Source organism: Spiribacter curvatus (assembly GCF_000485905.1).
Classification (GTDB): domain Bacteria; phylum Pseudomonadota; class Gammaproteobacteria; order Nitrococcales; family Nitrococcaceae; genus Spiribacter; species Spiribacter curvatus.
The window spans coordinates 908,672-930,883 of the sequence record NC_022664.1; the positions used below are offsets into that span (position 1 = coordinate 908,672).

Consider the following 22,212-nt stretch of genomic DNA (forward strand, 5'->3'; position numbering starts at 1 on the left):
GTCCTGAGGCAGACACCCACCCACTGCCATCCTTTATTTAACATAATATATATTATACGCATCAATATGGACGCCAGGAAAAGCCCGCAACCGCTTCTGGCCGATCGCCGACCTTGGTAACCTGTCGGGCTATGGCGCTATCCATCCGCGACTGGCTGCTCACTGAAGCCGTCCGTCTGCACGAACAACAACATGGTCGTAGTCATGACGATGACACGGCGAACGCCATCGCGCGTTCAACGAACGGCTCGCTGAGCGATCAGCTGGCGGCGCGTGCGCTCGCGCTACCAGAAGCCGCTGCAGCGGCGACAGACCTCAAACGCCTCCGACAGGCCTTTGAGCTGATCGTTGCGCTGGTCCTGACGGGGGCCGCGCTCGCCGGTTGGTTCGCGGCGCGCACCGCGCTCGAAATGCGTGACGTTGATGCGCTGGTCGTCCTGACTGCGCTGTTGGGGTTGCCGAGCCTGGCGCTGATCGGCTGGCTGATCGTTATGGTGCTCCGTCCCGGGCCGCGCGCCGATGGCCTGCTGGGCGGCCGGCTGCTGCGGGGTTTTCTTGAGGTGCTTGCACCGCGCTTCCTGCGCAGCGAGCTGGCGCCTGATCTGGCCCGCGCGTGTGTCTACCTGATGCGCACCGCCGCAGGACAGTCACGGATCGCGACCCTCATCCATGGTGGCTGGCTGGCCTATACGACCGCAGCTGTGACCGCGATGGCGGTCTACTTCAGCGTGGTCGAGTACACGTTGAGCTGGGGTACGACGATCCTTGATGCCGAGGTCATCGTCGCGCTTGTCAGCGCCCTGGCCACTTTTCCCGCGGCGCTGGGACTCATGCCCGACGTCCAGTCCGAGTGGGTGCTGGCGGCTCGGGATGGCACCGCGACGGCGCCGCATCGGGCAGCCTGGGCCGCGCTTCTGATGAGCGCGGTGGCCGTCTATGGGGCACTGCCGCGGCTCGTGCTGGTACTGACTTACGCCCTGCTCGGGCGTTTTCAGGGGCAACGACTCGCCCTCGACGTTGGTCTGCCTGGCTATCTGCGCCTCCGCGAACTCGTCCATCCGGCCTCGGCACCGGCGAATCAGTCTGAGGCGCCCATGGCCACCCTCCCCCGCGCGCCGCGTCAGGCGACTGAAACCGCTGCGGGGCCGGTCCTGGTCATCGGCGCGGAGCGCACCACCGATGATCTGCTTGCCGCAATCCCCGATCTCAGCGCGCCTGTGGTCGGGGCGGTTGATACGCGCGCCGCGCGCCGGCAGCTGATCGCCGCGCTGCAGGCGCAGGCCGCGCCACCGACCGGCCTGCTCGCGACCTGTTCACTCCTGCGCACGCCGGACACCGGCACTGCGCATATCCTGGGCGACGTGGCGGAAACAGCAGCGGCCCCGCTTATTCTGGTGCTGCACGATGCCACAGAGCTCGCGGCGCGGGGCGGTGACCCGCAGGCGCGTATCGCCGACTGGGATCGGCTGGCGGATTCGATCGGCGCCGATTACGTCGTTTTTGATCATCAACAACCGGATCCAGCGGCGATCGCGTCGATTCGCCAATGGACCGACGAGGCGGAGACAACATGACCGACGCACCCATCCTGGATGTCGGTATTGTCGGGCATACCAACGCCGGCAAGACGTCACTGGTTCGAACCCTCACCCGTAACCGCACCTTTGGCGAGGTTGAGGATCGCGGTGGGACGACACGCCGTGTCTCCGCGGCGACCCTCGACGATGGCGATGCAACCTGCCTGAGGCTCTGGGATTCCCCCGGGCTGGAGAATGCGCCGACGCTGCTGGAGCATCTCGATGAGACCAGCACACAACGCCATGACGGCCTGGCCGCGCTGCGCCGGCTGCTTGATGATGCGCGTATCACCTGACAGTTCCCGGAAGAAACCCGCGTGCTCGAGCTCGCCCTTGGCTGCGATGTGCTGCTCTATGTCATCGACGTGCGCGAGCCGGTACTGGAGAAATACAAGGATGAACTGGCAGTGCTCGCGAGCAGTGCACGGCCGATTATCGCGGTTCTCAACTTCGTTGCGGCCGATGACAGTCGCGAGTCGGAATGGCGTGATGCCCTCGCCCGCGTCACCCTGCACACGGTCGTCGCCTTTGATGCCCGTGTACGGAGCTTTGAGACTGAGCTCCAGCTCTACAAGAAGATCGCCAGCCAACTTAATGATTTCGAACCAGCGATTGAGGCATGGATCAGGTATCGGCGCGGTGAAGAGCGGCAGTGTCGCGAGGCGGCGCGTTCGACCATCGCTACCCTGCTGGTGGACGCCGCCGCTGCGCAGCGAAGCCTGAAAAAAACCGATCGAAACGGTCCTGATCCGTCACTCGAGGCGCTTCGCGAGGCGATCCGAGAGCGAGAGCAGGTATGCAGCGAGACATTGCTGGCCCTCTACGCCTTTGCCGACGAGGACTATGAAGACGATGACTGGCCATTGGCGAGCGGCTACTGGCCAGCGGACGTGTTCAGCGCCGATGCACTCAAACACTATGGCCGGCAGGCCGCCGGTTATGCCGGCGCGGGAGTGGGTGCCGGCGCTGCGTTTGATGTCGCCACGGGCGGCCTGTCACTCGGGACGGGCGCCCTACTCGGTCTGCTGGTGGGTACGGGGACAGGTGCAGCGCGCGCCCTGATACCGCCGCTGTGGAAACGAACCTATGGGCAGCAGCCGGTCTGTGTCAGTGACGAGACGCTGGAGCGCCTGACAGCGCGTCAGCTGCATCTCATCAATGCCCTCAATCATCGCGGTCATGCCACCACAGAAACGCTGGAGGGCGAGCAGGCGGCACTGTTTGAGAACACCGAGCGGGTTGAACTGCTGCGCAAGGCCCGTCAGCATCCGGAATGGTCATCGCTCAATCCCGAGTTCCGGGACAATGCCAAGCGCAATGAGGTGATCGAACAGGTCTCCAGGACCCTGCCCGATTTCTACATCGACTGATTCGACATTGATCCCTCGACCGGATCGTCCGCCTCCACGAACAGTCGCCGCCAGCCCAGAAAGCCCTCTACCCGGATGGTCAGGACCTGGCCCGCATCGCTGAGCATGGGATCGATGTGAATGACGACCGCATCGACCGTTAATGTCTCCCAGTCTGCGGCGTCCCGCGACGCCCCCGGCGCAGCCTCGGGCAGCCGCGCCATTCCGCCGCAGCAGCCGTGACGGGGGGCGGCGCGAAGCGTCACCACACTCCCCCGGTCGCGGATCCAGCGACGCGCCGCCGGGTCGATGGTCAGCGACAGGTCAGCCATCGATCAGGCCGTTGCCGGGCGCTCGGCGACCGCCGCGAATCGGGAGCGGGTGCGATTGGCGATCTTGACGAGTGCCAGCATCAGCGGCACCTCAACCAGTACACCGACCACCGTCGCCAGCGCGGCGCCCGAGTGGACGCCGAACAGCCCGATCGCGGCGGCAACGGCCAGCTCGAAGAAATTGCTTGCGCCGATCATCGCTCCCGGCGCGGCGATCGAATGCGGTACGCCCCAGCGCTGCGCCCAGCCGTAGGCGATGGCGAATATCAGTACCGTCTGCACGATCAGCGGGATCGCGATCAGCACGATATGCAGCGGATTGTTCAGGATGACCTCGCCCTGGAAGGCAAACAGCAGTATCAGCGTGAGGATCAGGCCAATCGGCGTGATTGGGCCGATCCGGCGCATTAACCGCTCGTCAAACCAGCTCCGGCCCCGACGCCTGATGACCGCGACCCGAGTGAGATACCCAGCGCCCAGCGGAATGACGATATACATGAACACCGACAGGAGCATTGTCGCCCAGGGCACCGAGATGCTCGAGAGCCCCAGCAGCAACATAACGATGGGTGCGAACGCGAAGAGCATGATCAAGTCGTTCAGCGACACCTGTACCAGCGTATAGGCCGGGTCGCCACGGGTCAGGTAGCTCCAGACGAACACCATCGCCGTGCAGGGCGCGGCGCCCAGCAGGATCGCGCCGGCGAGATACTCCCTGGCCAGATCAGGCGCGATCAACGGCTTGAACAGTACGATGAGAAACAGCCAGGCGATTCCGAACATGGTGAACGGCTTGATCAGCCAGTTGACTGTTGTCGTGATGATCAGGCCTTTGGGCTGGCGGCGCACACCGAGGATTGATGAGAAATCGATCTGCACCATCATCGGAAAGATCATCGCCCAGATCAGTATCGCGACCGGTATCGAGACCTGCGCATACTCGAACTGCGACAGAGTGGCCGGAACGCCCGGCGCAAACTGCCCGAGCGCCACGCCGGCAGCGATCGCCAGCGCGACCCACACTGACAGATAGCGCTCAAAAAAGCCCATGCCCTCGCGGATATCAGGCCCCTCATTGCGCTGCTGGACCGTGGACGGATCAGCACTCATAAAAGCTCCGCTAACGTGTATATGTCGATATGCGTATATAGGAATGAAAGTTTACGGCGGAACGCCGATACGCTGCAAATCCGGCTCACCGATCAATGTGGGTGGCCAACACGCCGTGACCCCGCGATAATGCGGCTCCACGCAGCCTGAAGATACCCATGGCCACAAACGACGATGCCTCGCTGATCCGGACGGTTACGGTTGGTCCGACGACTTTCACTCTGCTCGGTACGGCGCATGTCTCGCCACAGAGCGTCGCCGATGTGCGTCGTGAGGTGGATGAGGGTGCCTATGATGCGATTGCAGTCGAACTGTGTGACAGCCGATACCAGAATCTGATGGATCCGCAGGCGGTCGAGCGGCTCGATCTGTTCGAGATCCTGCGCAGTGGCAAGGCCGGGATGATCAGCGCGAGCCTGGCCCTTGGAGCGTATCAGCAACGCCTCGCCGATCAGTTCGATATTCGGCCCGGCGCCGAACTGGAGGCGGCGGTTCACGGAGGGCGGCGCAGGCTGCTGCCGGTCTGGCTGGTCGATCGCGACATCGGCATCACCCTCAAGCGGGTCTATCGGAACGTGCCGTGGTGGCAGCGGCCCACGCTGTTGATGGGGCTGCTGGGGAGTCTGTTGTCACGTGACAGAGTGAGCGGCGAGGATATCGAACGCCTCAAGCAGGGCGACATGCTGGAGTCGACCTTCAGTGAATTCGCCGCCGGTTCGGCACGGCTCTTCGAGCCACTCATCAGTGAACGCGACCGCTACATGGCCGCCCGTCTGCTGGCGAGTGCCAACGACGCCGCAACACCGCCGCGGTCGGTCCTGGTCGTTGTGGGAGCGGGTCATCTGAGTGGTCTGAAGCAGGCGCTCGAGTCCGGCTTCGAAGACCCGGGCGCGGAATCCGCCCGACTGGAGGAACTCCCGTCGCGGTCACGTTGGCCGAAGCTTATTCCCTGGGCGGTGGTTGCGATCATACTGACCGGATTCGCCATTGGATTCAGCCGCAGTAGCGAGCTTGGCTGGCAGCTGGTCACCGACTGGGTACTGATCAATGGAAGCCTCTGCGCGCTGGGCGCCGCCCTCGCCCGCGGCCACCCCTTCACAGTGATCGGCTCGTTCCTTGCCGCACCACTCACCTCTCTCAACCCGACCATCGGCGCCGGGTTCGTCGCGGCCGCCATCGAATTGATGAGCCGTCGGCCCCGGGTAGAGGACTTCCGAGGCCTGCGCGACGCCGTGGCCGACTGGCGCGGCTGGTGGCGCAATCGGGTCGCACGGACCCTTCTGGTGTTTCTATTCGCGACCCTCGGCTCCGCGGCCGGGACCTACCTCGCCGGCTTCCGGATCATCGGTCAGCTCGTTTAAAGCAGGCGAAGAAGTTCTCGGTGGTCTGTTCAGCCACTGCCTCAGCGCTGAGGTCCTGCAGGTCTGCAAGGCAATCGATCACCTCCAGGACCCAGCCGGGGCGGTTTTCCTGCCCGCGGTGGGGTACCGGCGCCAGATAGGGACTGTCGGTCTCGACCAAAAGCCGATCCATGGGCAGTCCGCGAACCGTCTCCCGCAGCGCTTCCGCGCGGCGGAAGGTCAGTATTCCTGACAGTGACAGGTAAAACCCCAGATCGAGCATACCGCGGGCGATGGTGGCGTCCTCGACAAAGCAATGAATGACCCCGCCGACCGCCTCGGCCCGCGTCTCTTGAAGGATTGCCAGCGTGTCGTCGGGCGCCATACGGCTGTGAACGATGATCGGCCGCTGTGACTGCCGGGCTGCCTCGATATGGCGTCGGAACCGATCCTGCTGCCAGCGATAGTCTCCGGGTCCAGCGCCATAGTCGAGCCCGGTCTCACCGATCGCCACAACGCGTGGATGGTCGGCCATGGCGGCCAGCGTGTCGGCATCCGGATCCTCGCCCTCGCCACAGGGATGGACGCCCACCGAGGTGAAGACGTTGTCATAGCGTTCGCTGAAGGCGATCAGCCGTTCGCGCTCCTCCACACCCACAGCGACGTTCAAGAACGCATCGACACCGGCGGCACGCGCCTCGATGAGGGCATCATCGGCGCTGTCGGGTCGCTCAAGAAGATGGAAATGGCAGTGAGAGTCAACAATCATGGACGGCTCCAGATCAGGAACAGGGCTTCGATGGAGAGTTCACGGCTAAGGGGCTGTTCAGCGGCGTCGCGCAGTGCCAACAGATCGGTCTGAATACGGCTCAGCCGCTCAACGGTGAGTTGGGTCTGCAACCGCTCGTATCCGGGATAGCCGCTCAGCCGACGGCGGGCATCGATACTGCCCCGCATCAGCTGGATGGCGAGGCGCTGCATGAGTCGCGTAGTCTCGAGTGCACCCACCGGCCGCCATTCCATTGCCACCTCAACCGGACTCCGACGCTGTCCGATGATCGCCGCCAGATCATCGGCGAGTGCATCGAAGCGTCCCACACCCGAATCATTGGCCAGATCCCGCGCGGTCAACGGGCTGCCACCGGCAAACTCAAGCAATGCCTCGGGCGCTGTAACCCCCTGCATCCGGAGCCAGGCCACCGCCTCGGACTGCGGCGGGACTCCCAGGCGGTAATGCTGGCATCGGCTGCGGATGGTGGCACTGAGGCGGCCCGGCTGATGGCTGACCAGAATCAGAATCATACCCTCAGGCGGTTCCTCGAGCGTTTTCAGGAGCGCGTTGGCGGTATGCCGGTTCATGGCCTCGGCAGGGCTGAGAACCGCGATTCGAAGGCTGTCATGCTGGCTCGTGCGGTGACTGAACTCGGTCAGTTCACGGGCTGATTCGATCTTGAGAATGCCGCTGCCACCAGCGGCCGGCTCGATCATCTGCAGATCCGGATGGCTACCGGCCAGACGCAGCCGACAATCCCGACAGACGCCACACGCCGCTCCCTCAGCCGGTTGCTGACACAGCAGCCGGGCGACCATCGCGCGAGCCAGCACCGTCTTACCGATCCCGGCTGGCCCGCCGAGCAGCAGCGCATGGGGAATGCGCCCGGCCTCGGCACTGGACTGAAAGCGCGCCCAGGCCAACGCCTGCCAGGGCAATGGCGTCGCGTCGATCGGTGTCTGGGTCTCAGTCATTGAATCGCGCCGCGAGTATCGCCGTGATTGCGCGCTGCACGCGATCCAGCGGTTGGGCCGCATCCACTCGACAGACCCGCTCGGGCTCAGCGCGGGCTATCTGCGCATAAGCCGATCGGACCCATTCAAAAAAGCGCTGCTGCTCCGATTCGAACCGATCCGGCGTACTGCGCCCGGCGGCACGGGCCAGTCCGAGCTCGACCGGCAGATCAAGCCACAGCGTCAGCCCCGGTGTCAGATCCCCGAGCAGCCAGTCGGCAAGCTCGCGCACACGCTCCACCCCGAGCCCTCGCCCGCCTCCCTGGTAGGCGAGACTTGCATCCGTGAATCGATCACAGATCACCCAACGGCCCGCCTGCAGCGCCGGTCGGATAACGGTCTCGAAGTGCTCCGCCCGAGCCGCGAACATCAGCAGCACCTCAGCCTCCGCTGTCATGCCCCGCTCACGATGGCCAAGAAGGACACGGCGCAGTTCCTCGCCCAGCCCAGTACCGCCGGGCTCCCGCGTGATCAGCGGCTCGTCGCCGCGCGCGGCGATCCAGTCCCGCAGTGTTGTCAGCGCTGATGTCTTGCCGGCGCCCTCGGTGCCCTCAATGGTGATGAAACGCCGCGTATCCATGCACTACTCCCCTTCTCCGAGCTGGTAGCGGCGCACGGCACGATTATGGGCCTCGAGTGTCGTCGAGAAGACATGGCTGCCATCGCCTCGACTGACGAAGTAGAGGCTATCGCCGGCGGCCGGATCCACAGCGGCCTCGATGGCGGCACGACCGGGGAGTGCGATGGGGGTGGGGGGCAGGCCATGACGGGTATAGGTGTTGTAAGGCGTGTCGTCGCGCAGATGACGGCTTAACAAATCCCCATCAAAGCGCTCGCCGAGTCCGTAGATCACCGTCGGATCGGTCTGCAGCCGCATGCCACGTTTCAGTCGCCGGACAAAAACGCCCGCGATGCGGCGGCGCTCGCCCGCCTGCCCGGTCTCTTTCTCAATAATCGAGGCAAGCGTCAGTGCCTCATCCGCATCCGCGAGTGGCAGGTCATCGGCGCGTTCCGCCCAGATTGATGCCAGCGTCGACTCAAGATTGCGGTTGGCCCGCCGTAATAAAGTGACATCGCTCGTGCCGCGCGGGAATCGGTAGGTCTCCGGAAGAAAGCGACCCTCGGCGGCATCATTGGGTCGGCCGATCGCCGCCATCACGCTCGCATGATCAGCATCCGCCGGCAGCGTATGGTCGATCGCCGGATGCCGACGGATTGCGCCAAGCAGCTCATCGACCCGCCACCCCTCGATGATCGTGAGTCGATAGCGCATGACATCGCCATTCACCATGCGCTGGATCAATCCCGCGGCGGTGAGGCCGGCCGTGATGGCGTATTCGCCCGCCTGTATCCGTGCCGCGACGCCCTGCCAGCGGGCATAGACCTGCAGCGCGAGCGGATGATCAATGAGGCCGCGATCGGCCAGCATTGAGGTGACCGTTGCAAAGCTCGCACCCGACGGGACCGTGATGGGCGGGCGATCGGTTTCGCTGAGTGGGGTCTGCTCAATCTGCCGGATGCCCTGGCCGATCCCGATCGCGACCACGACGAGCAGTATGGCGGACAGCACCGCCCCGACGAAGAGGACACGGCGCACCGTCATGGTTCCGTTACCGTCGGCATCAGTGCGGCCTGCGAACGCGTGATCTCACTCTGGAGCTGATCGGCCCAGGGCGAGTGCGGCATCGAACGCTCGGCAATGGTACGGACCGGCCACAGGCCGATCAGGCTGTTGGTGAGCATCACGCCGCGAGCGGTAAGCAGATCGTCGCGCCGCATGGCCGCTCGCTCGACCGTTGCGCCCAGGGCCGCAGCCCGGTCGAGGAGCCATGTCTGCATGACGCCATCAACGCCACCGTCATGCGTTGCGGGCACGCTGAGACGATCCCCCTGATCAACGATCAGGTTGCTCGCGGTGGCTTCGATAACGCGTCCATCCGTGGTCTCCATCAGGCCCTCGGCAATGTCGGGTGTCTGCCATTCCTGCCGCGCCATGACCTGCTCGAGCCGATTGAGATGCTTGATCCCCGCCAGTGCGGGCTGAATCGCCAGACGCATCCTGCAGAAACGCACTGCAACCCCCGGGGACCACCATTCAGTGGGATGCGTGGGGGCGTCCAGACAGCGGACGATACGCGTCGGTCGGGGGGATGGCGGCGGGGCATAGCCTCTCCCGCCCATTCCCCGCGTCACGCTGATACGCAGGACACCAAAGCGTGGCAATGCCAGCAGGCTGAGGTCGTCGAGCCATTCGTGGCGGGCTGGTGCCTCAAAGCCCAATCGCTCGCATCCGACAGTCAGCCTTTGTAAATGACCATCCCACAACCGCGGTTGGTGCTCAACCACGGCGATTGTCTCGAAGACCCCGTCGCCATAACTCAGGCCGCGATCCGCCGCATCAATCGAGTGTGCCGGTGCGCCGTTGACCAGAGTGGAGCCGGTGTCGGCGGTCACGCGTCCAGGGCGCGGAAGATCACTGTGCCGTTGGTCCCGCCAAAGCCGAAGGAGTTCGACAGGGCCGCCCGGATCGGCTGTTCGCGGGCGATGTTGGGCACCAGATCCATATCCAGATCATCATCCGGCGCGTCGAGGTTGATGGTTGGCGGCAGGATGCCATCGCGCATCGCCAATAGGGTGAATACCGCCTCCACACCACCTGCGGCGCCGAGCAGGTGCCCGGTCATCGACTTCGTGGAACTGATCGGCAGTTGCTTCGCGTGTTCTCCGAAGGTGCCCTGAACGGCACGGATCTCGGCCCGATCGCCGGCCTGAGTGGATGTGCCATGGGCATTGACGTAATCGATCTGCTGCGGCGTCATGCCGGCATCCTCGAGCGCCCGGTTCATGCACCGCTCTGCCCCCTCGCCGGTCTCTGCCGGCAGGGTCATGTGGTGGGCGTCACCACTCATGCCAAAGCCAGCGATCTCCGCATAGATGGGTGCTCCCCGTTGCCGCGCCTGCTCGTATTCCTCGAGGATCAGCACGGCAGCACCGTCACCGAGAACGAACCCATCGCGGCCCTGATCCCAGGGGCGGCTGGCCGCCTGCGGGTCGTCATTGCGGGTGGACAGGGCCCGCGCCGCTGCGAACCCCCCGAGACCCGTCGGCGTTGTGGAGAACTCGGCGCCACCCGCGATCATTGCGTCAGCATCACCGTAGGCGATCATCCGCGCGCTCTGACCGATGTTATGCGTGGCACTGGTGCAGGCCGTTACCGTCGCAACGTTGGGGCCCTTCGCACCCAGCAGGATCGAGAGATTGCCGGACACCATGTTGATGATGGCACTGGGGATGAAGAACGGCGAGATCCGCCGCGGCCCGGATTCGAGGAAAGTTTTGTGCCCCTCCTCGATGGAGTGGATACCACCGATCCCCGAGCCTACGGAGACACCGACCCGGTCGGCATTCTCCGAATCGATTGTGAGGCCGGAATCCCGCAGCGCATCCACCGCTGCAGCGATCCCGTAATGGATGAAGGGGTCCATTTTGCGGGCTTCCTTGCGACTCAGATAGTCGGTCACCTCAAAGCCCCGGACCTCGCCGCCGAAACGGACGGCGAACGGTTCGGTATCAAAGCGCTCGATCGGCCCGATGCCGCTGCGCCCTTCCCGAATGCTCTGCCAGGCTTCATCGACGGTGTTACCCACCGGTGAAACGATGCCCAGCCCGGTGACTACGACCCTGCGTCCTATCACCCGCGAACCCCCTGCGATTACTCTTCGAGATGCCGGTTGATGTAGTCGAACGCGTGCCGGACCGTCGTGATCTTCTCGGCTTCCTCGTCCGGGATCTCGCACTCGAACTCTTCCTCGAGCGCCATTACCAGCTCGACCGTATCCAGCGAATCGGCGCCCAGGTCGTCGACGAAGGAGGCCTCAGCGGTCACCTCGTCTTCCTTGACGCCGAGCTGCTCGACCACGATCTTCTTGACTCTTTCCTCGATGCTACTCATCTCGCTCCTACCTCTCGGATTGCAATTGTGGGGCTATGGCCCGAACCGGGGCGTATTCTATGGAATACGGTGACAATGCGCCAGCGACCGGCTATGGCATTAACAGCCCGCCGTTGACGTTAAGGGTTTCGCCGGTGATATAGCCACCCGCGGGTGATGCCAGGAAACAGGCGGCGGCGGCGATGTCCGCCGGCTGGCCCAGGCGCTGCAACGGCGTCTGGGCGGTGAGTGCCGCGCGTTGATCATCATCAAGCGCATCGGTCATATCGGTCTCGATAAAGCCGGGTGCGATGGCGTTCACGGTAATGTTGCGCGTTCCCACCTCGCGCGCCAGTGATCGGGTCAACCCCAGCAATCCGGCCTTGGCGGCGGCGTAGTTGGCCTGGCCTGCATTCCCCATGAGTCCCACCACCGAGCCGATGTTAATGATCCGACCACGGCGCGCCTTCATCATGCCGCGGAGGACCGCACGGGAGACGCGGAAAACGGCGTTGAGGTTGGTCTCGATCACGCTGTCCCAGTCCTCGTCGCTCATCCGCATGGCGAGATTATCCCGGGTGATGCCGGCATTGTTGACGAGAATCCCGGGCGTGCCCTCGCGCGCCGCGATCTCGCTGACGCAGGCCGTGATGCGCTCGCGATTCCCGACGTCAAGCGTGATACCGCGCCCGCTGAGGCCCAGCGATTCGAGATGGGCGCTGATTCGCTCCGCGCCGACATCCCGCGTTGCGGTACCGATCACTGTCGCGCCGCTGCGTGCTAGCTGCTCGGCAATGGCCGCGCCTATTCCACGACTGGCGCCGGTCACCAATGCGACCTCACCATCGAGCTGCAGATTCATGTCACCTCCAGTGTGTTCAGTGCCTTGGCCAGCGAGTCCGGGTCGTGGATCGCCTGTACCCCCATCCCCCGGTCAATGCGCCGGTTGAGTCCCGCCAGCACCTTGCCGGGACCGCATTCGACCACTTGCTCAATGCCGCGCTCACCAAGGCGCTGGATGCACTCGGTCCATCGGACGGGCGAGCGCAGTTGCTCCACGAGTCGCTCACGGATCGCCTCCGGCGTCGTGGTCAGGCTCAGATCCACATTGTGCATCACCGGGATCGTCGGGGCCTGCAGTGTGACACCACTGAGGCGATCAGCCAGCCGGTCGGCGGCTGGCGCCATCAGCGAGCAGTGTGCAGGCACGCTCATCGGTAACATGACCGCCCGCTTGGCGCCGGCATCACGGGCGGCCTCGAGGGTGCGTTCAACGGCCTGGCGATGACCGGCAATGACCGTCTGCCCCGGGGCGTTATAGTTGACCGGCTCGACCACACCGTCCGTGACCTCGGCACAGAGGGCCGCGAGTGTCGTCTCCTCCAGCCCGATCACCGCGGCGATGGCGCCCTCGCCCTCCGGAACCGCCGCCTGCATGAAGCGCCCCCGGTCGCGAACCAGTTCCACCGCCGTCGGGAAGTCGAGTGCGCCGGCGGCGACCAGCGCCGTGTACTCACCCAGGCTGTGGCCGGCCATCAGCGCCGGCAAGGCCCCACCACCCTCACGCCAGGCCCGCCAGACAGCGATGCCAGCGGTGAGCATCAGCGGCTGGGTATGGTCGGTTCGATTCAGCATCGACGTCGGCCCCTCACTGGCAAGGGCCCAAAGGTCCTCGCCCATCGCGGTAGACGCCTCGATGAAGGTTTTCTGCACCACCGCATGGCGATCGGCGAGCTCGGCGAGCATCCCCAGTGACTGAGAGCCTTGACCGGGGAATACGAATGCAAGGTCGTTACGCGTTGGCATATTGGATTCCGTTCAGTAGCGAATCAGTGCCGAACCCCAGGTGAATCCTGCACCAAAGGCCTCGAGCAGCAGCAATTCATCGCGCTGGATGCGGCCATCGCGCACCGCTGTGTCCAGCGCCAGTGGGATAGAGGCGGCGGAGGTATTGCCGTGATCAGCCACCGTGCTCACCATTCGCGATGGCGGCAACCCGAGCTTGCGCGCGGTTGCGGTCATGATGCGGATATTGGCTTGATGGGGAACCAGCCAGTCCACATCGCCCCGCTCGAGCCCATTGGCGCTCAGCGTTTCGTCGACCAGTGCACCGAGCGTGCGCACGGCGACCCGGAAAACCTCGTTACCACGCATGCTCACCTTGCCATGGCTGCCCTCGAGCCGTTCATAGCCTTGTGATACGCCCCAGGGGACATTGAGCAGCGGGGTCTGACGGCCATCCGCGTGCAGGTGAGTGGAGAGTATCCCCGGTTTTTCGCTGGCCTCGAGCACGACGGCGCCGGCGCCATCACCGAACAGAACGCAGGTGCTGCGATCCTCCCAGTCGAGGATTCGCGAGAATACCTCAGCACCAATGACAAGGGCGCGCTGCGCACCGTTGGTCCGGATGAACCGGTCGGCCACATCAAGCCCATAGACGAATCCGGAACAGGCCGCCCCGATATCGAAGGCGATTGCGCCGGGTGCGATACCCAGCCGCTCGACGAGCCGACAGGCCGTGCTCGGAAAGATGTGATCGGGGGTAGACGTCGCCACCACCACCAGATCGATATCATCGGCAGTGAGCGCGGCGTGAGTCAGGGCACGCCGGGCCGCTGCCTCGGCAAGATCCGAGCAGATCTGATCGGGCGCGGCGATATGACGCTGGGCAATGCCAGTGCGCTCAAGGATCCAGCGGTCGGTGGTATCCACCATTGTCTCGAGTTCGGCGTTGGTCACCACCCGATCCGGCAGGTAGCTCCCAGTGCCGCGAATGCGCGATCGGGTCATTGCTGAGGCTCCGCCTGGAAGATCTCACCGAGCCGGGCATCGATACGACTGGGAATCGCCTCAACAGCCTCGACAAAGCCCGTCTCGATCGCCTGCTCAAATGCCCATGCATCGGCGCTGCCATGGCTTTTGACCACGACACCGCGCAGCCCCAGCAGGCTGGCGCCGTTGTACTGACGATGGTCGAGACGGCGACGCAAGGCCCGGAGGACCGGCATTGCGACGAGCCCCGCCAACCGCGTCAACAGGTTGCGGCGGAACTCATCGCGCAGATACTGGGAAATCATCGCCGCCACCCCTTCACTGCTTTTGAGTGCGACATTGCCGGTGAAGCCATCACAGACAACCAGATCGGCCACGTTACGGAACATCCGATCACCCTCCACATAGCCGACATACTGGAGGTCGCTTTCCTGCAGCAGTTGGGCGGCATGCTTGACCTGATCGTTACCCTTGATCTCTTCCTCACCGAGGTTGAGCAGGCCGATTCGTGGGTGATGACTGTCACCCGCTGCTTCCACCAGCACCGAGCCCATCACCGCGAACTGGAACAGATGCTCGGCGGTACAGTCGACGTTGGCGCCCAGATCCAGCATCCGGAAGCGGCCGCCGCGACAGGGAATGGTCGTACAGATCGCTGGGCGATCAATGCCCGGCAGTGTCTTCAGCCGATAGCGTGCTGTAGCCATCAGCGCACCGGTATTGCCCGCGCTCACGCAGGCATCCGCCTCGCCCGAGCGGACCAGATCAATCGCAACACGCATGGATGAGTCCCGCTTGAAGCGAAGCGCCTGGGAGGGCGACTCATCCATGTCGACCACCTGGGTTGCGGAACGAATACGCAGGCGTGCGCGAATCGGGGGATCAAGCGATTCGATCTGGCGCTCGAGGCGAGCACCGTCGCCGACCAGGATAATCGTCAGCGACGGGTGCCGGCCGAGTGCCGCGGCAGCGGCCGGGACGGTCACTGACGGTCCGTAGTCACCCCCCATTGCATCGATGGCCAGCGTGCAGGATTGAGTCATTCGCGCCGCTGTGCCCCGCTCAAACGCATTGACCCACCGCCCAAGGGACTAGTCGTCCTTGCCGGTGGTCACCTTGCGGCCACGGTAATAGCCATCCGCAGAGATATGATGGCGGCGATGGGTCTCACCGGTGGTTGGCTCGACACTCAGGCTCGGGTTTTTGAGTGCATCGTGGCTCCGGCGCATGCCGCGACGTGACGGTGACTTCTTCGATTTCTGTACAGCCATTGTATTGTCCTGCGTTTTGCTGAATCGGTCAGTGTGTCTCACCCGAATCGTCACGCTTGAGCGATTCGAGCGCCTGGAACGGGTTCTCGCGTACCGGGGCCGGTTCATCCGCCGGCCCGAAGTGCCGCTGTCCGCCGTCACAGTTCGTGTCGTCGTGCATCGGAATGAGCGGCAATGCGAGGATGATCTCATCTTCAAGCATCGCAACGACATCCAATTGCCCTTTCGGGGCGACCACCACGGGCGCTTCGGCGCCGTAGGCGTCCGCCTGTTCGATTCGATCCACAACGATCAGATCGAAATGGCCATGGACCGGTATTGATACCGGCGCCAGACAACGTTCGCAGTCAATGGTCACAACCGCCTGGCACTCGCCCTGCAGCCTCGGTCGTTGATCGCCGACCGACAGCGTCAGCGAGCCGGTCACTTCGTCCGCGCTGCCGCCGAGATCGCGGATCCGCGGAAGCGGTTGCCCGACGAGCGCGCCCGCCCAGGAATGCTCGCCCGGCGCGAGTCGTTCCATGCCAATTGATGCCGGCAACTCATCGTTGTGCATAACCGCCGGATCTTAGGCGAGCGCTCCAGTGCTGTCAAAAAGTCCATCCAGCCCCGTCGTGATTGCGTCAGGCGGCGCGGTCGCTGACCATATCTAATCACCGATGTGGCACAAGGATCCGCAATGACTTCAATCATACTCGCTTCCAGCTCACCCTACCGGGCAGAACTGCTGCGCCGTCTGCAGATCGACTTCAAGCCGGTTGCGCCCGCAATCGATGAGCGCCGGCAGGCTGACGAAGCCGCCGAGGCGTACGTCCGACGACTGGCCTGCGGCAAGGCGGATGCGGTCGCCGGCGATCACCCGGAGGCCATCATCATTGGCTCGGATCAATGCAGTGAGTGCCAGGGCGAGATTCTCGGCAAACCCGGTAGCGCTGAGCGCGCCATTGAGCAGCTCCTCAATGCCTCCGGCCAGCGCGTCACCCTTTTCACCGCCGTCGCGGTGCATGATCCCGCCAGCGGGCATACCGCCGTTGAAACCGTCGCCACTCATGTGCAGTTCCGACGTCTCGGGCGCAGTGCCATCGAACGCTACGTGAACACCGACCAGCCCCTCGACTGCGCCGGTGCGTTTCGGGCCGAGGGCCTGGGCATCAGTCTGTTCGAATCGATACAGACCGACGATCCGAACGCCCTGATTGGCCTGCCGTTGATCGCGCTCAATCGGTTGCTGGGTCGGATCGGTGTGATCCGTCCCTGATCAGCGCATCATCATCGGATCCTGCAGTCGTAGCCAGGTGGTGGCTGCGGCACTGCCGATCCGCTCCAGCGCCTGGTCGAAGAGCCGACGCCGCGGCGTGTAGTCGACGCGCTTCGACGCGCCGATAACCGTCCTTGCAACGCTCTCTGGGCTGCCATGCGCGTCCGCAAGGCCTAGATCGATGCCTTCGCCGCCAGTCCAGGCGCGCCCTGAGAACAGACTATCCGGGTTACCCGTGAGCCGATCACCCCGGCCATCACGGACCGCCTGAATGAACTGTTGGTGGATGTCATCGAGCATCCGCTGCATGGCCGCCACCTGGTCGCCATCCGGCGGCATGAACGGATCAAGGCCGGACTTTTGCTCCCCCGCTGTATAGACCCGTCGATCGATGCCCAGCCGCTCGATGGCATCAGAGAATCCGAACCCGCGGTTGATGACGCCGATTGATCCGACGATCGACGCGCCGTTGACGTGGATATCGTCCGCCGCGGCGGCGATATAATAGGCCCCTGATGCCATGACATCGCCGGCCACCGCATGCACTGGTTTATCCGGATGAGCTGCACTGAGTCGATCAATGGCCTGGTAGATCCGACTCGAGGCGACGGGTGACCCGCCGGGGCTATTGATCTGGAGCATGACGCCCTGTGCGTTGTCTGCCTCGAACGCGCGCTCCAGCCCTTCAATGATCCGCGCGGCATTGGCAGGACGACCCGCCATGATCGGCCCGTTCACCTGTACCACGGCAGTGTGTGCGCCAGGCTCGCTGCCCTGTCCGATCGGCAGCGCGCTTCTCAGCGATGAGAATACCGCGACAGCGATCAGCGCCAGCAAAAGGAGGCGCAGAAAGATAGTCCAGCGCCGGGACCGGCGGCGCTCGCGAATGCCTTCGAGGGCGACCTCACGTAATGTCTCGCGGGCCCAGGAATCATCATCACTCATTATTTCACTCCCAGTATCAGGTGGCCTAACGGCTGGTTATCGCTCGTGGAGGACCGTCAGCACGCTCTGTAATTCAGCGGGCAGCGGTGCGCTCGCCTCGACCCGTCCATGCCCGGGCAGGTCGAAAGCCAGGTGCTCGGCATGCAGAAAAAGGCGCTTGAGCCCCCTTGATCGCAATGCCTGATCCGCCTGCCCGTCGCCATAGCGACGATCCATTGCCACCGGGTGACCGATGGACGCGGCATGTGCTCGGATCTGATGGGTCCGACCGGTATGAAGCGTTGCCCGGACCAGGCTCCACCCTTCGTAGGACGTCAGCAGAGTGAAATCGGTTCGCGCCGATTGGCCCTGGGGATGGACCCGCATGACCCGCTCACCGCCTTTGCCGGCTTCAGCCCGCAGCCGCGCGTCCACCCGCTGACGACCCGGCGCCACGGCCCCACCCATCAGAGCGAGGTAGTGCTTGTCGACCGCATTGTCGCGGAATGCTGCATGCAGGGCACGGAGGGTCGAGCGACGTTTGGCAAGGACCAGGCAGCCACTGGTGTCGCGGTCCAGGCGGTGGGCGAGATCAAGGAACGCTGCCCGGGGACGCATGATCCGCAGCGCCTCAATAACGCCATAGGCGATGCCCGAGCCACCATGGACCGCCATCCCGGAGGGCTTATCAAGGATCAGAAGGCGATCGTCCTCGTAGAGGACCGCGGATTCGAGGCGCTGGATGATCTGCGCCGATGGCGCCATCGTCTCACCGCCAGCCGCCTGTCTCACTGGCGGAATCCGCACCCGATCACCCTCAGCGAGCCGGTAGGTGGGACGTATCCGACCGCCATTCACACGCACCTCGCCCCGGCGCAACAGCCGATAGACGCGGGTTCTCGGCACGCCCTTGAGCTGGCGGAGGAGGAAGTTGTCGACGCGTTGCCCCGCGATTTCCGCCGCTACCGTATGGATGGTCGGTCCCGCCAATGGGGTGCACTCCGTTGTTCAACAGGCTGCAAGATTGCCACAGATCCCGGGCGTTTTTGGACGCCTTGGCGGCGGATTGCTATAGTGTTACAGCTTCGGCGGGTGAGAGAGGCGCGAAATGGTGCGCTCCCCGCGAGGTGGAAAAGAATGCTGAGTGGGCGGCGGTCGCAGGCTGACGTCCGACGGAATATACCAATCAACCTAACAACGCGCCTCACCGGGCGCCCGCAAATGGACACCCCCTTGATGGGTCTATTAATCCCGCGTATCAGCTGTCTGCCGTTGACGCTCGCCAGTTTCCTCTGGCGCTGCGCCGGCCAGCCTGGCGCGTGTGCGGACGCCACGGATGGGCGCCGGAGACAGATACGGCATGAAAAGAATGCTCGTCAATGCAACCCAGCCCGAAGAGCTGCGGGTTGCACTGGTCGATGGCCAGTCCCTCTACGACCTCGACATCGAGACACCGGCACGGGAGCGTAAGAAAGCCAATATCTACAAGGGGCGGATCACCCGGGTCGAGCCGAGTCTCGAAGCGGCGTTCGTTCAGTATGGCGCCGAGCGGCACGGCTTTCTGCCGTTCAAGGAGATCGCCCGCGAATACTTTGATGGCGATGGGGATATCGACCCCGACAATGCCTCGATTGCGGATGTCATCACCGAGGGGCGTGAAGTCGTCGTCCAGGTCGAAAAGGAAGAGCGCGGGACCAAGGGCGCGGCACTGACCACATTCGTCAGCCTTGCCGGCCGCTATCTTGTGCTCATGCCCAACAACCCGCGGGCTGGCGGTGTTTCACGGCGGATTGAGGGTAATGAGCGCAATGAGATCCGTGATGCGCTGAAAACCCTCGAGGTGCCGGACGGCATGGGGTTGATTGTTCGCACAGCCGGGGTCGGACGTAACGCCGAAGAACTGCAGTGGGACCTCGATTACCTGCGCAATCTCTGGTCAGCGGTGCAGAAGGCGGCGGAGACCAAATCGGCCCCCTTTCTGATCTATCAGGAGAGCAACGTCATCATCCGCGCCCTCCGGGATTATCTGCGCGCGGACATCGGCGAAATTCTCATTGATGACCGCGAGGTCTACGAGCGGGCGCGGGAGTTCGTCGAGCAGGTTATGCCCCACAACCTGCAGAAGCTCAAGTTCTACGACGACAAGGTCCCGCTGTTCAATCGCTACCAGATTGAGAGCCAGATCGAGTCGGCCTTCCAGCGGGAGGTCCGGCTGCCCAGCGGCGGCGTGATCGTGATCGACCACACCGAGGCGCTGGTCTCCATCGACATCAACTCGGCCCGAGCGACCAAAGGCGCCGACATCGAAGAGACGGCCCTCAAAACCAACGTCGAAGCCGCCGACGAGATCGCCCGCCAACTGCGGCTGCGTGACCTCGGCGGGCTGATCGTGATCGACTTCATCGACATGGGGCCCAATCGGAATCAGCGCGAGGTGGAAAACCGCGTGCGCGATGCCGTGAAGCAGGATCGCGCACGCGTCCAGCTGGGTCGCATCTCACGCTTTGGCCTGCTGGAGATGTCCCGCCAGCGTCTACGCTCCTCACTGGGCGAATCGGCGCTCGAGGTCTGCAGCCGGTGCAGCGGTCAGGGCACCGTGCGCAGTGTCGAATCACTCGCCCTGTCAGTGCTCCGGATCATCGAAGAAGAGGCGATGAAGGATAAGACGGGCAAGGTGGTCGCACAGCTGCCTGTGGACGTCGCAACGTTCCTGCTCAATGAGAAACGCGGCATCCTCGAAACCATCGAGACGCGTAACGGCATCGGAGTGATCCTGATCCCCAATCGCAGCCTGGAGACGCCGCATTACGAGCTCCAGCGGGTGCGCAGCGATGAGGAGACGGAACCCGCCAACAGTTATCAGATGGGGACAGAGGAAGCCGCCCCGAGTCGCGCCGAGGAACTACTGACGGCGGAACGACCACAGGCCGAACGGCCAGCCGTTAGTGGCGTGAGTGCCGGCCGCCCCGCCCCAGCCCCCAGTCAGCCGCCGGTATCAGCAACGACGCCCGCGCCGACGCCTGAAGCGGAGACACCGGCCGAGACGGATCGGGGTGTGCCCCGGGCTCCCGGGCTGATTGGCTGGCTCAAGCGCCTGGTCAGCGGCGATGACGATGCAACACGCGACTCGCCAATGCATTCGTCGACGACCCGGACGGCGTCGGACGCGGGTACCGGCACGGCCGATCATGACTCGACCGAGGCCTCCTCGACGCGATCGCGCAGTGGTAACGGCCGCCGCCGGCGCAGCGGGAATGGCAACGCCGGCCAGGCCAATCGCCGTGGCGGACAGCGCCGCAACCGCGCCGCCAATGCCGACGAGAGCGAGGCTGGGCCCGATGCGGCGCCGAGTAATGAATCGGCCGACCCTATCGGTGAGAGCGAGCAGAAGAAGAGCAAGCCCAAGTCGGCGGGGAAGAAAAAGGATTCCGACGCGGAGAGCAAGCCCAAGGCGAAGCGTAGCGGCGGTTCGAAGTCGTCAGACAAAGACAAAGACAAAGACAAAGACAAGGATAAGGACAAGGACAAAGAGAAGAACAAGGGGAAGACACAAGCCAGGGAGCAGGCAGCCCCAGAGCCAAAGCCTGCTGATGAGACCAGCCCGACGGCTAGCGGTGCGACTGCCGGGGTCGTCGAGTCTGCCGATGATCGGGACGAGGCAAACGGCGAGAGCGCCGGTAATGGCAACCGCAGCCGACGGGGTCGTCGGGGCGGTCGTCGTCGGCGGCGCGGCGGTAGCAGCGGTAACGGCAGTGACGACAATGGCGCAGAGCAGGCACTGGATTCGGAGTCCGCGTCCGCCGATCCGGCGCCGGCGGACGTCAGGCAGCCGTCCGAGCCGGAGCCAGAGTCGAAGCCGGAGCCGGAGCCAAAGTCGGAGCCAAAGTCGGAGCCGCAGTCAGGGTCAGCGGACGAGCTGGCGCAGGATAAGCCCAAGCGGCGTCGCTCCCGGTCAGGCAGCGGCCGTCCCCGCAAGGCAGAGACAACCGCCGAGACACCGGCGAGTGCCGGGCCGGCAGCGCCGGCGGGAGATCCGCGCCGCTGGTCGGGTCGCCCGCGTCTGCCCTCAGAGACGGGCGATTAGTCGTCGGCCGAGGCTCTCAGGTGATCCATCAGGCCATTCGCCGCGTTGTCGATGAGCTCGTAGACGCGGCGAAAGCCTGAATCACCGCCGAAATAGGGATCCGGCACCCAGTCGACCTGCTGCGCCGATTCCGCGTAGCTCAGCATCGGCCGGATCTTCGCCCGTTGGGCACTGGGTGCCTCAGCCCGCAGCCACTCATAATTGCCCTCGTCCATCGCCAGGACGACATCGAAGAACTCGAAATCGAAGCCATCCACCTGCCGGGCGCGCAGATCGCTGATGTCGATACCCTGCTCTGCCATCAGCGCCTGTGCGCGTCGATCCGGTGCCTTTCCGAGGTGATAGCTGTGGGTACCGGCGGAATCGGTGGCGATCTGACCGGTCAGACCCTCAACACGCAGTCGCTCCCGGACAATCCCCTCGGCGATCGGTGAGCGACAGATATTGCCCATACATACAAACAGTACCCGCGACATTGA

At 64.2% G+C, this 22,212-nt stretch carries 24 protein-coding genes; 6 read left to right on the top strand and 18 right to left on the bottom strand.

What is annotated here, in order from left to right; genetic code table 11:
- The first annotated feature begins 131 nt into the window (after positions 1-131).
- From SPICUR_RS04485 to SPICUR_RS04490, 3 genes are read left to right on the top strand one after another with little or no spacing between them, the layout of a single operon-like run.
- A complete protein-coding gene (locus SPICUR_RS04485; protein ID WP_023366494.1) occupies positions 132-1,574 on the top strand; it encodes a DUF2868 domain-containing protein in 1,443 nt (480 codons plus the stop codon).
- Positions 1,571-1,873: a GTPase domain-containing protein gene (locus SPICUR_RS09870; protein WP_023366496.1), complete on the top strand. Its 303-nt coding sequence runs from the start codon at positions 1,571-1,573 to the stop codon at positions 1,871-1,873. The genes SPICUR_RS04485 and SPICUR_RS09870 overlap by 4 nt, the downstream gene beginning before the upstream one ends.
- Before the next feature lie 21 nt (positions 1,874-1,894).
- Complete coding sequence (locus tag SPICUR_RS04490) at positions 1,895-2,947, top strand: DUF3482 domain-containing protein (protein WP_023366498.1); 1,053 nt, start codon at positions 1,895-1,897, stop codon at positions 2,945-2,947.
- Here the strand turns inward: SPICUR_RS04490 and SPICUR_RS04495 are convergent.
- Positions 2,935-3,258 (bottom strand): CC/Se motif family (seleno)protein, encoded by a 324-nt coding sequence (locus SPICUR_RS04495; RefSeq protein WP_023366500.1) that lies wholly within the window; start codon positions 3,256-3,258, stop codon positions 2,935-2,937. The genes SPICUR_RS04490 and SPICUR_RS04495 overlap by 13 nt on opposite strands.
- Positions 3,259-3,261: 3 nt before the next feature.
- On the bottom strand, positions 3,262-4,368 hold the full coding sequence (gene arsB, locus SPICUR_RS04500; RefSeq protein ID WP_023366502.1) for an ACR3 family arsenite efflux transporter: 1,107 nt from the start codon (positions 4,366-4,368) through the stop codon (positions 3,262-3,264).
- 158 nt (positions 4,369-4,526) lie between these two features.
- On the opposite strand from arsB, the gene SPICUR_RS04505 reads away from it, so the two are divergent.
- Entirely contained in the window at positions 4,527-5,729 is a 1,203-nt protein-coding gene (locus SPICUR_RS04505; RefSeq protein ID WP_023366504.1) for a TraB/GumN family protein, read from the top strand.
- Here the strand turns inward: SPICUR_RS04505 and SPICUR_RS04510 are convergent.
- The 13 genes from SPICUR_RS04510 to SPICUR_RS04570 all read right to left on the bottom strand — a co-directional run bounded on the left by SPICUR_RS04510 (position 5,710) and on the right by SPICUR_RS04570 (position 15,990).
- Complete coding sequence (locus SPICUR_RS04510; protein WP_023366506.1) at positions 5,710-6,477, bottom strand: TatD family hydrolase; 768 nt, start codon at positions 6,475-6,477, stop codon at positions 5,710-5,712. The genes SPICUR_RS04505 and SPICUR_RS04510 overlap by 20 nt on opposite strands.
- Positions 6,474-7,454, bottom strand: a complete 981-nt coding sequence (holB, locus tag SPICUR_RS04515) for a DNA polymerase III subunit delta' (protein WP_023366508.1) — start codon at positions 7,452-7,454, stop codon at positions 6,474-6,476. The genes SPICUR_RS04510 and holB overlap by 4 nt, the downstream gene beginning before the upstream one ends.
- On the bottom strand, positions 7,447-8,073 hold the full coding sequence (gene tmk, locus SPICUR_RS04520; protein WP_023366510.1) for a dTMP kinase: 627 nt from the start codon (positions 8,071-8,073) through the stop codon (positions 7,447-7,449). The genes holB and tmk overlap by 8 nt, the downstream gene beginning before the upstream one ends.
- Positions 8,074-8,076: 3 nt before the next feature.
- Positions 8,077-9,096 (bottom strand): endolytic transglycosylase MltG, encoded by a 1,020-nt coding sequence (gene mltG / locus SPICUR_RS04525; protein ID WP_023366512.1) that lies wholly within the window; start codon positions 9,094-9,096, stop codon positions 8,077-8,079.
- Positions 9,093-9,947 (bottom strand): aminodeoxychorismate lyase, encoded by an 855-nt coding sequence (gene pabC, locus SPICUR_RS04530; protein WP_051373240.1) that lies wholly within the window; start codon positions 9,945-9,947, stop codon positions 9,093-9,095. The genes mltG and pabC overlap by 4 nt, the downstream gene beginning before the upstream one ends.
- Positions 9,944-11,188, bottom strand: coding sequence for a beta-ketoacyl-ACP synthase II (fabF, locus tag SPICUR_RS04535; protein ID WP_041381678.1), 1,245 nt, complete (start codon positions 11,186-11,188; stop codon positions 9,944-9,946). Before fabF ends, pabC begins: the two co-directional genes overlap by 4 nt.
- Positions 11,189-11,205: 17 nt before the next feature.
- Complete coding sequence (gene acpP, locus SPICUR_RS04540) at positions 11,206-11,445, bottom strand: acyl carrier protein (RefSeq protein ID WP_023366518.1); 240 nt, start codon at positions 11,443-11,445, stop codon at positions 11,206-11,208.
- Between the two features lie 91 nt (positions 11,446-11,536).
- A complete protein-coding gene (fabG, locus tag SPICUR_RS04545; protein WP_202951839.1) occupies positions 11,537-12,280 on the bottom strand; it encodes a 3-oxoacyl-ACP reductase FabG in 744 nt (247 codons plus the stop codon).
- 2 nt (positions 12,281-12,282) lie between these two features.
- Entirely contained in the window at positions 12,283-13,230 is a 948-nt protein-coding gene (gene fabD, locus SPICUR_RS04550; RefSeq protein WP_041381680.1) for an ACP S-malonyltransferase, read from the bottom strand.
- A gap of 12 nt (positions 13,231-13,242) precedes the next feature.
- Positions 13,243-14,214: a beta-ketoacyl-ACP synthase III gene (locus tag SPICUR_RS04555; protein ID WP_023366524.1), complete on the bottom strand. Its 972-nt coding sequence runs from the start codon at positions 14,212-14,214 to the stop codon at positions 13,243-13,245.
- A complete protein-coding gene (gene plsX / locus SPICUR_RS04560; RefSeq protein WP_023366526.1) occupies positions 14,211-15,239 on the bottom strand; it encodes a phosphate acyltransferase PlsX in 1,029 nt (342 codons plus the stop codon). The genes SPICUR_RS04555 and plsX overlap by 4 nt, the downstream gene beginning before the upstream one ends.
- Before the next feature lie 48 nt (positions 15,240-15,287).
- On the bottom strand, positions 15,288-15,467 hold the full coding sequence (rpmF, locus tag SPICUR_RS04565) for a 50S ribosomal protein L32 (RefSeq protein WP_023366528.1): 180 nt from the start codon (positions 15,465-15,467) through the stop codon (positions 15,288-15,290).
- Positions 15,468-15,495: 28 nt separating this feature from the next.
- Positions 15,496-15,990, bottom strand: coding sequence for a YceD family protein (locus SPICUR_RS04570; RefSeq protein WP_158499828.1), 495 nt, complete (start codon positions 15,988-15,990; stop codon positions 15,496-15,498).
- A 156-nt stretch (positions 15,991-16,146) separates the two neighbouring features.
- Between SPICUR_RS04570 and SPICUR_RS04575 the strand changes: the two genes are divergently transcribed.
- A complete protein-coding gene (locus tag SPICUR_RS04575; protein ID WP_023366532.1) occupies positions 16,147-16,725 on the top strand; it encodes a Maf family protein in 579 nt (192 codons plus the stop codon).
- On the opposite strand, the gene SPICUR_RS04580 is transcribed toward SPICUR_RS04575, so the two are convergent.
- The gene (locus tag SPICUR_RS04580; RefSeq protein WP_023366534.1) at positions 16,726-17,670 is read right to left on the bottom strand and encodes a S49 family peptidase; all 945 of its coding nucleotides are present in this window, start codon (positions 17,668-17,670) and stop codon (positions 16,726-16,728) included.
- A 36-nt stretch (positions 17,671-17,706) separates the two neighbouring features.
- Positions 17,707-18,639 carry an RluA family pseudouridine synthase gene (locus SPICUR_RS04585; protein ID WP_023366535.1) on the bottom strand — a complete coding sequence of 311 codons (933 nt, stop codon included), beginning with the start codon at positions 18,637-18,639 and terminating at the stop codon, positions 17,707-17,709.
- 370 nt (positions 18,640-19,009) lie between these two features.
- Here SPICUR_RS04585 and rne point away from each other — a divergent pair, with 370 nt between their 5' ends.
- Positions 19,010-21,733: a ribonuclease E gene (gene rne, locus SPICUR_RS04590; RefSeq protein WP_076742136.1), complete on the top strand. Its 2,724-nt coding sequence runs from the start codon at positions 19,010-19,012 to the stop codon at positions 21,731-21,733.
- Here rne and SPICUR_RS04595 read toward each other — a convergent pair.
- Positions 21,730-22,209, bottom strand: a complete 480-nt coding sequence (locus SPICUR_RS04595) for a low molecular weight protein-tyrosine-phosphatase (RefSeq protein ID WP_041381681.1) — start codon at positions 22,207-22,209, stop codon at positions 21,730-21,732. The genes rne and SPICUR_RS04595 overlap by 4 nt on opposite strands.
- Between the last annotated feature and the right edge of the window lie 3 nt (positions 22,210-22,212).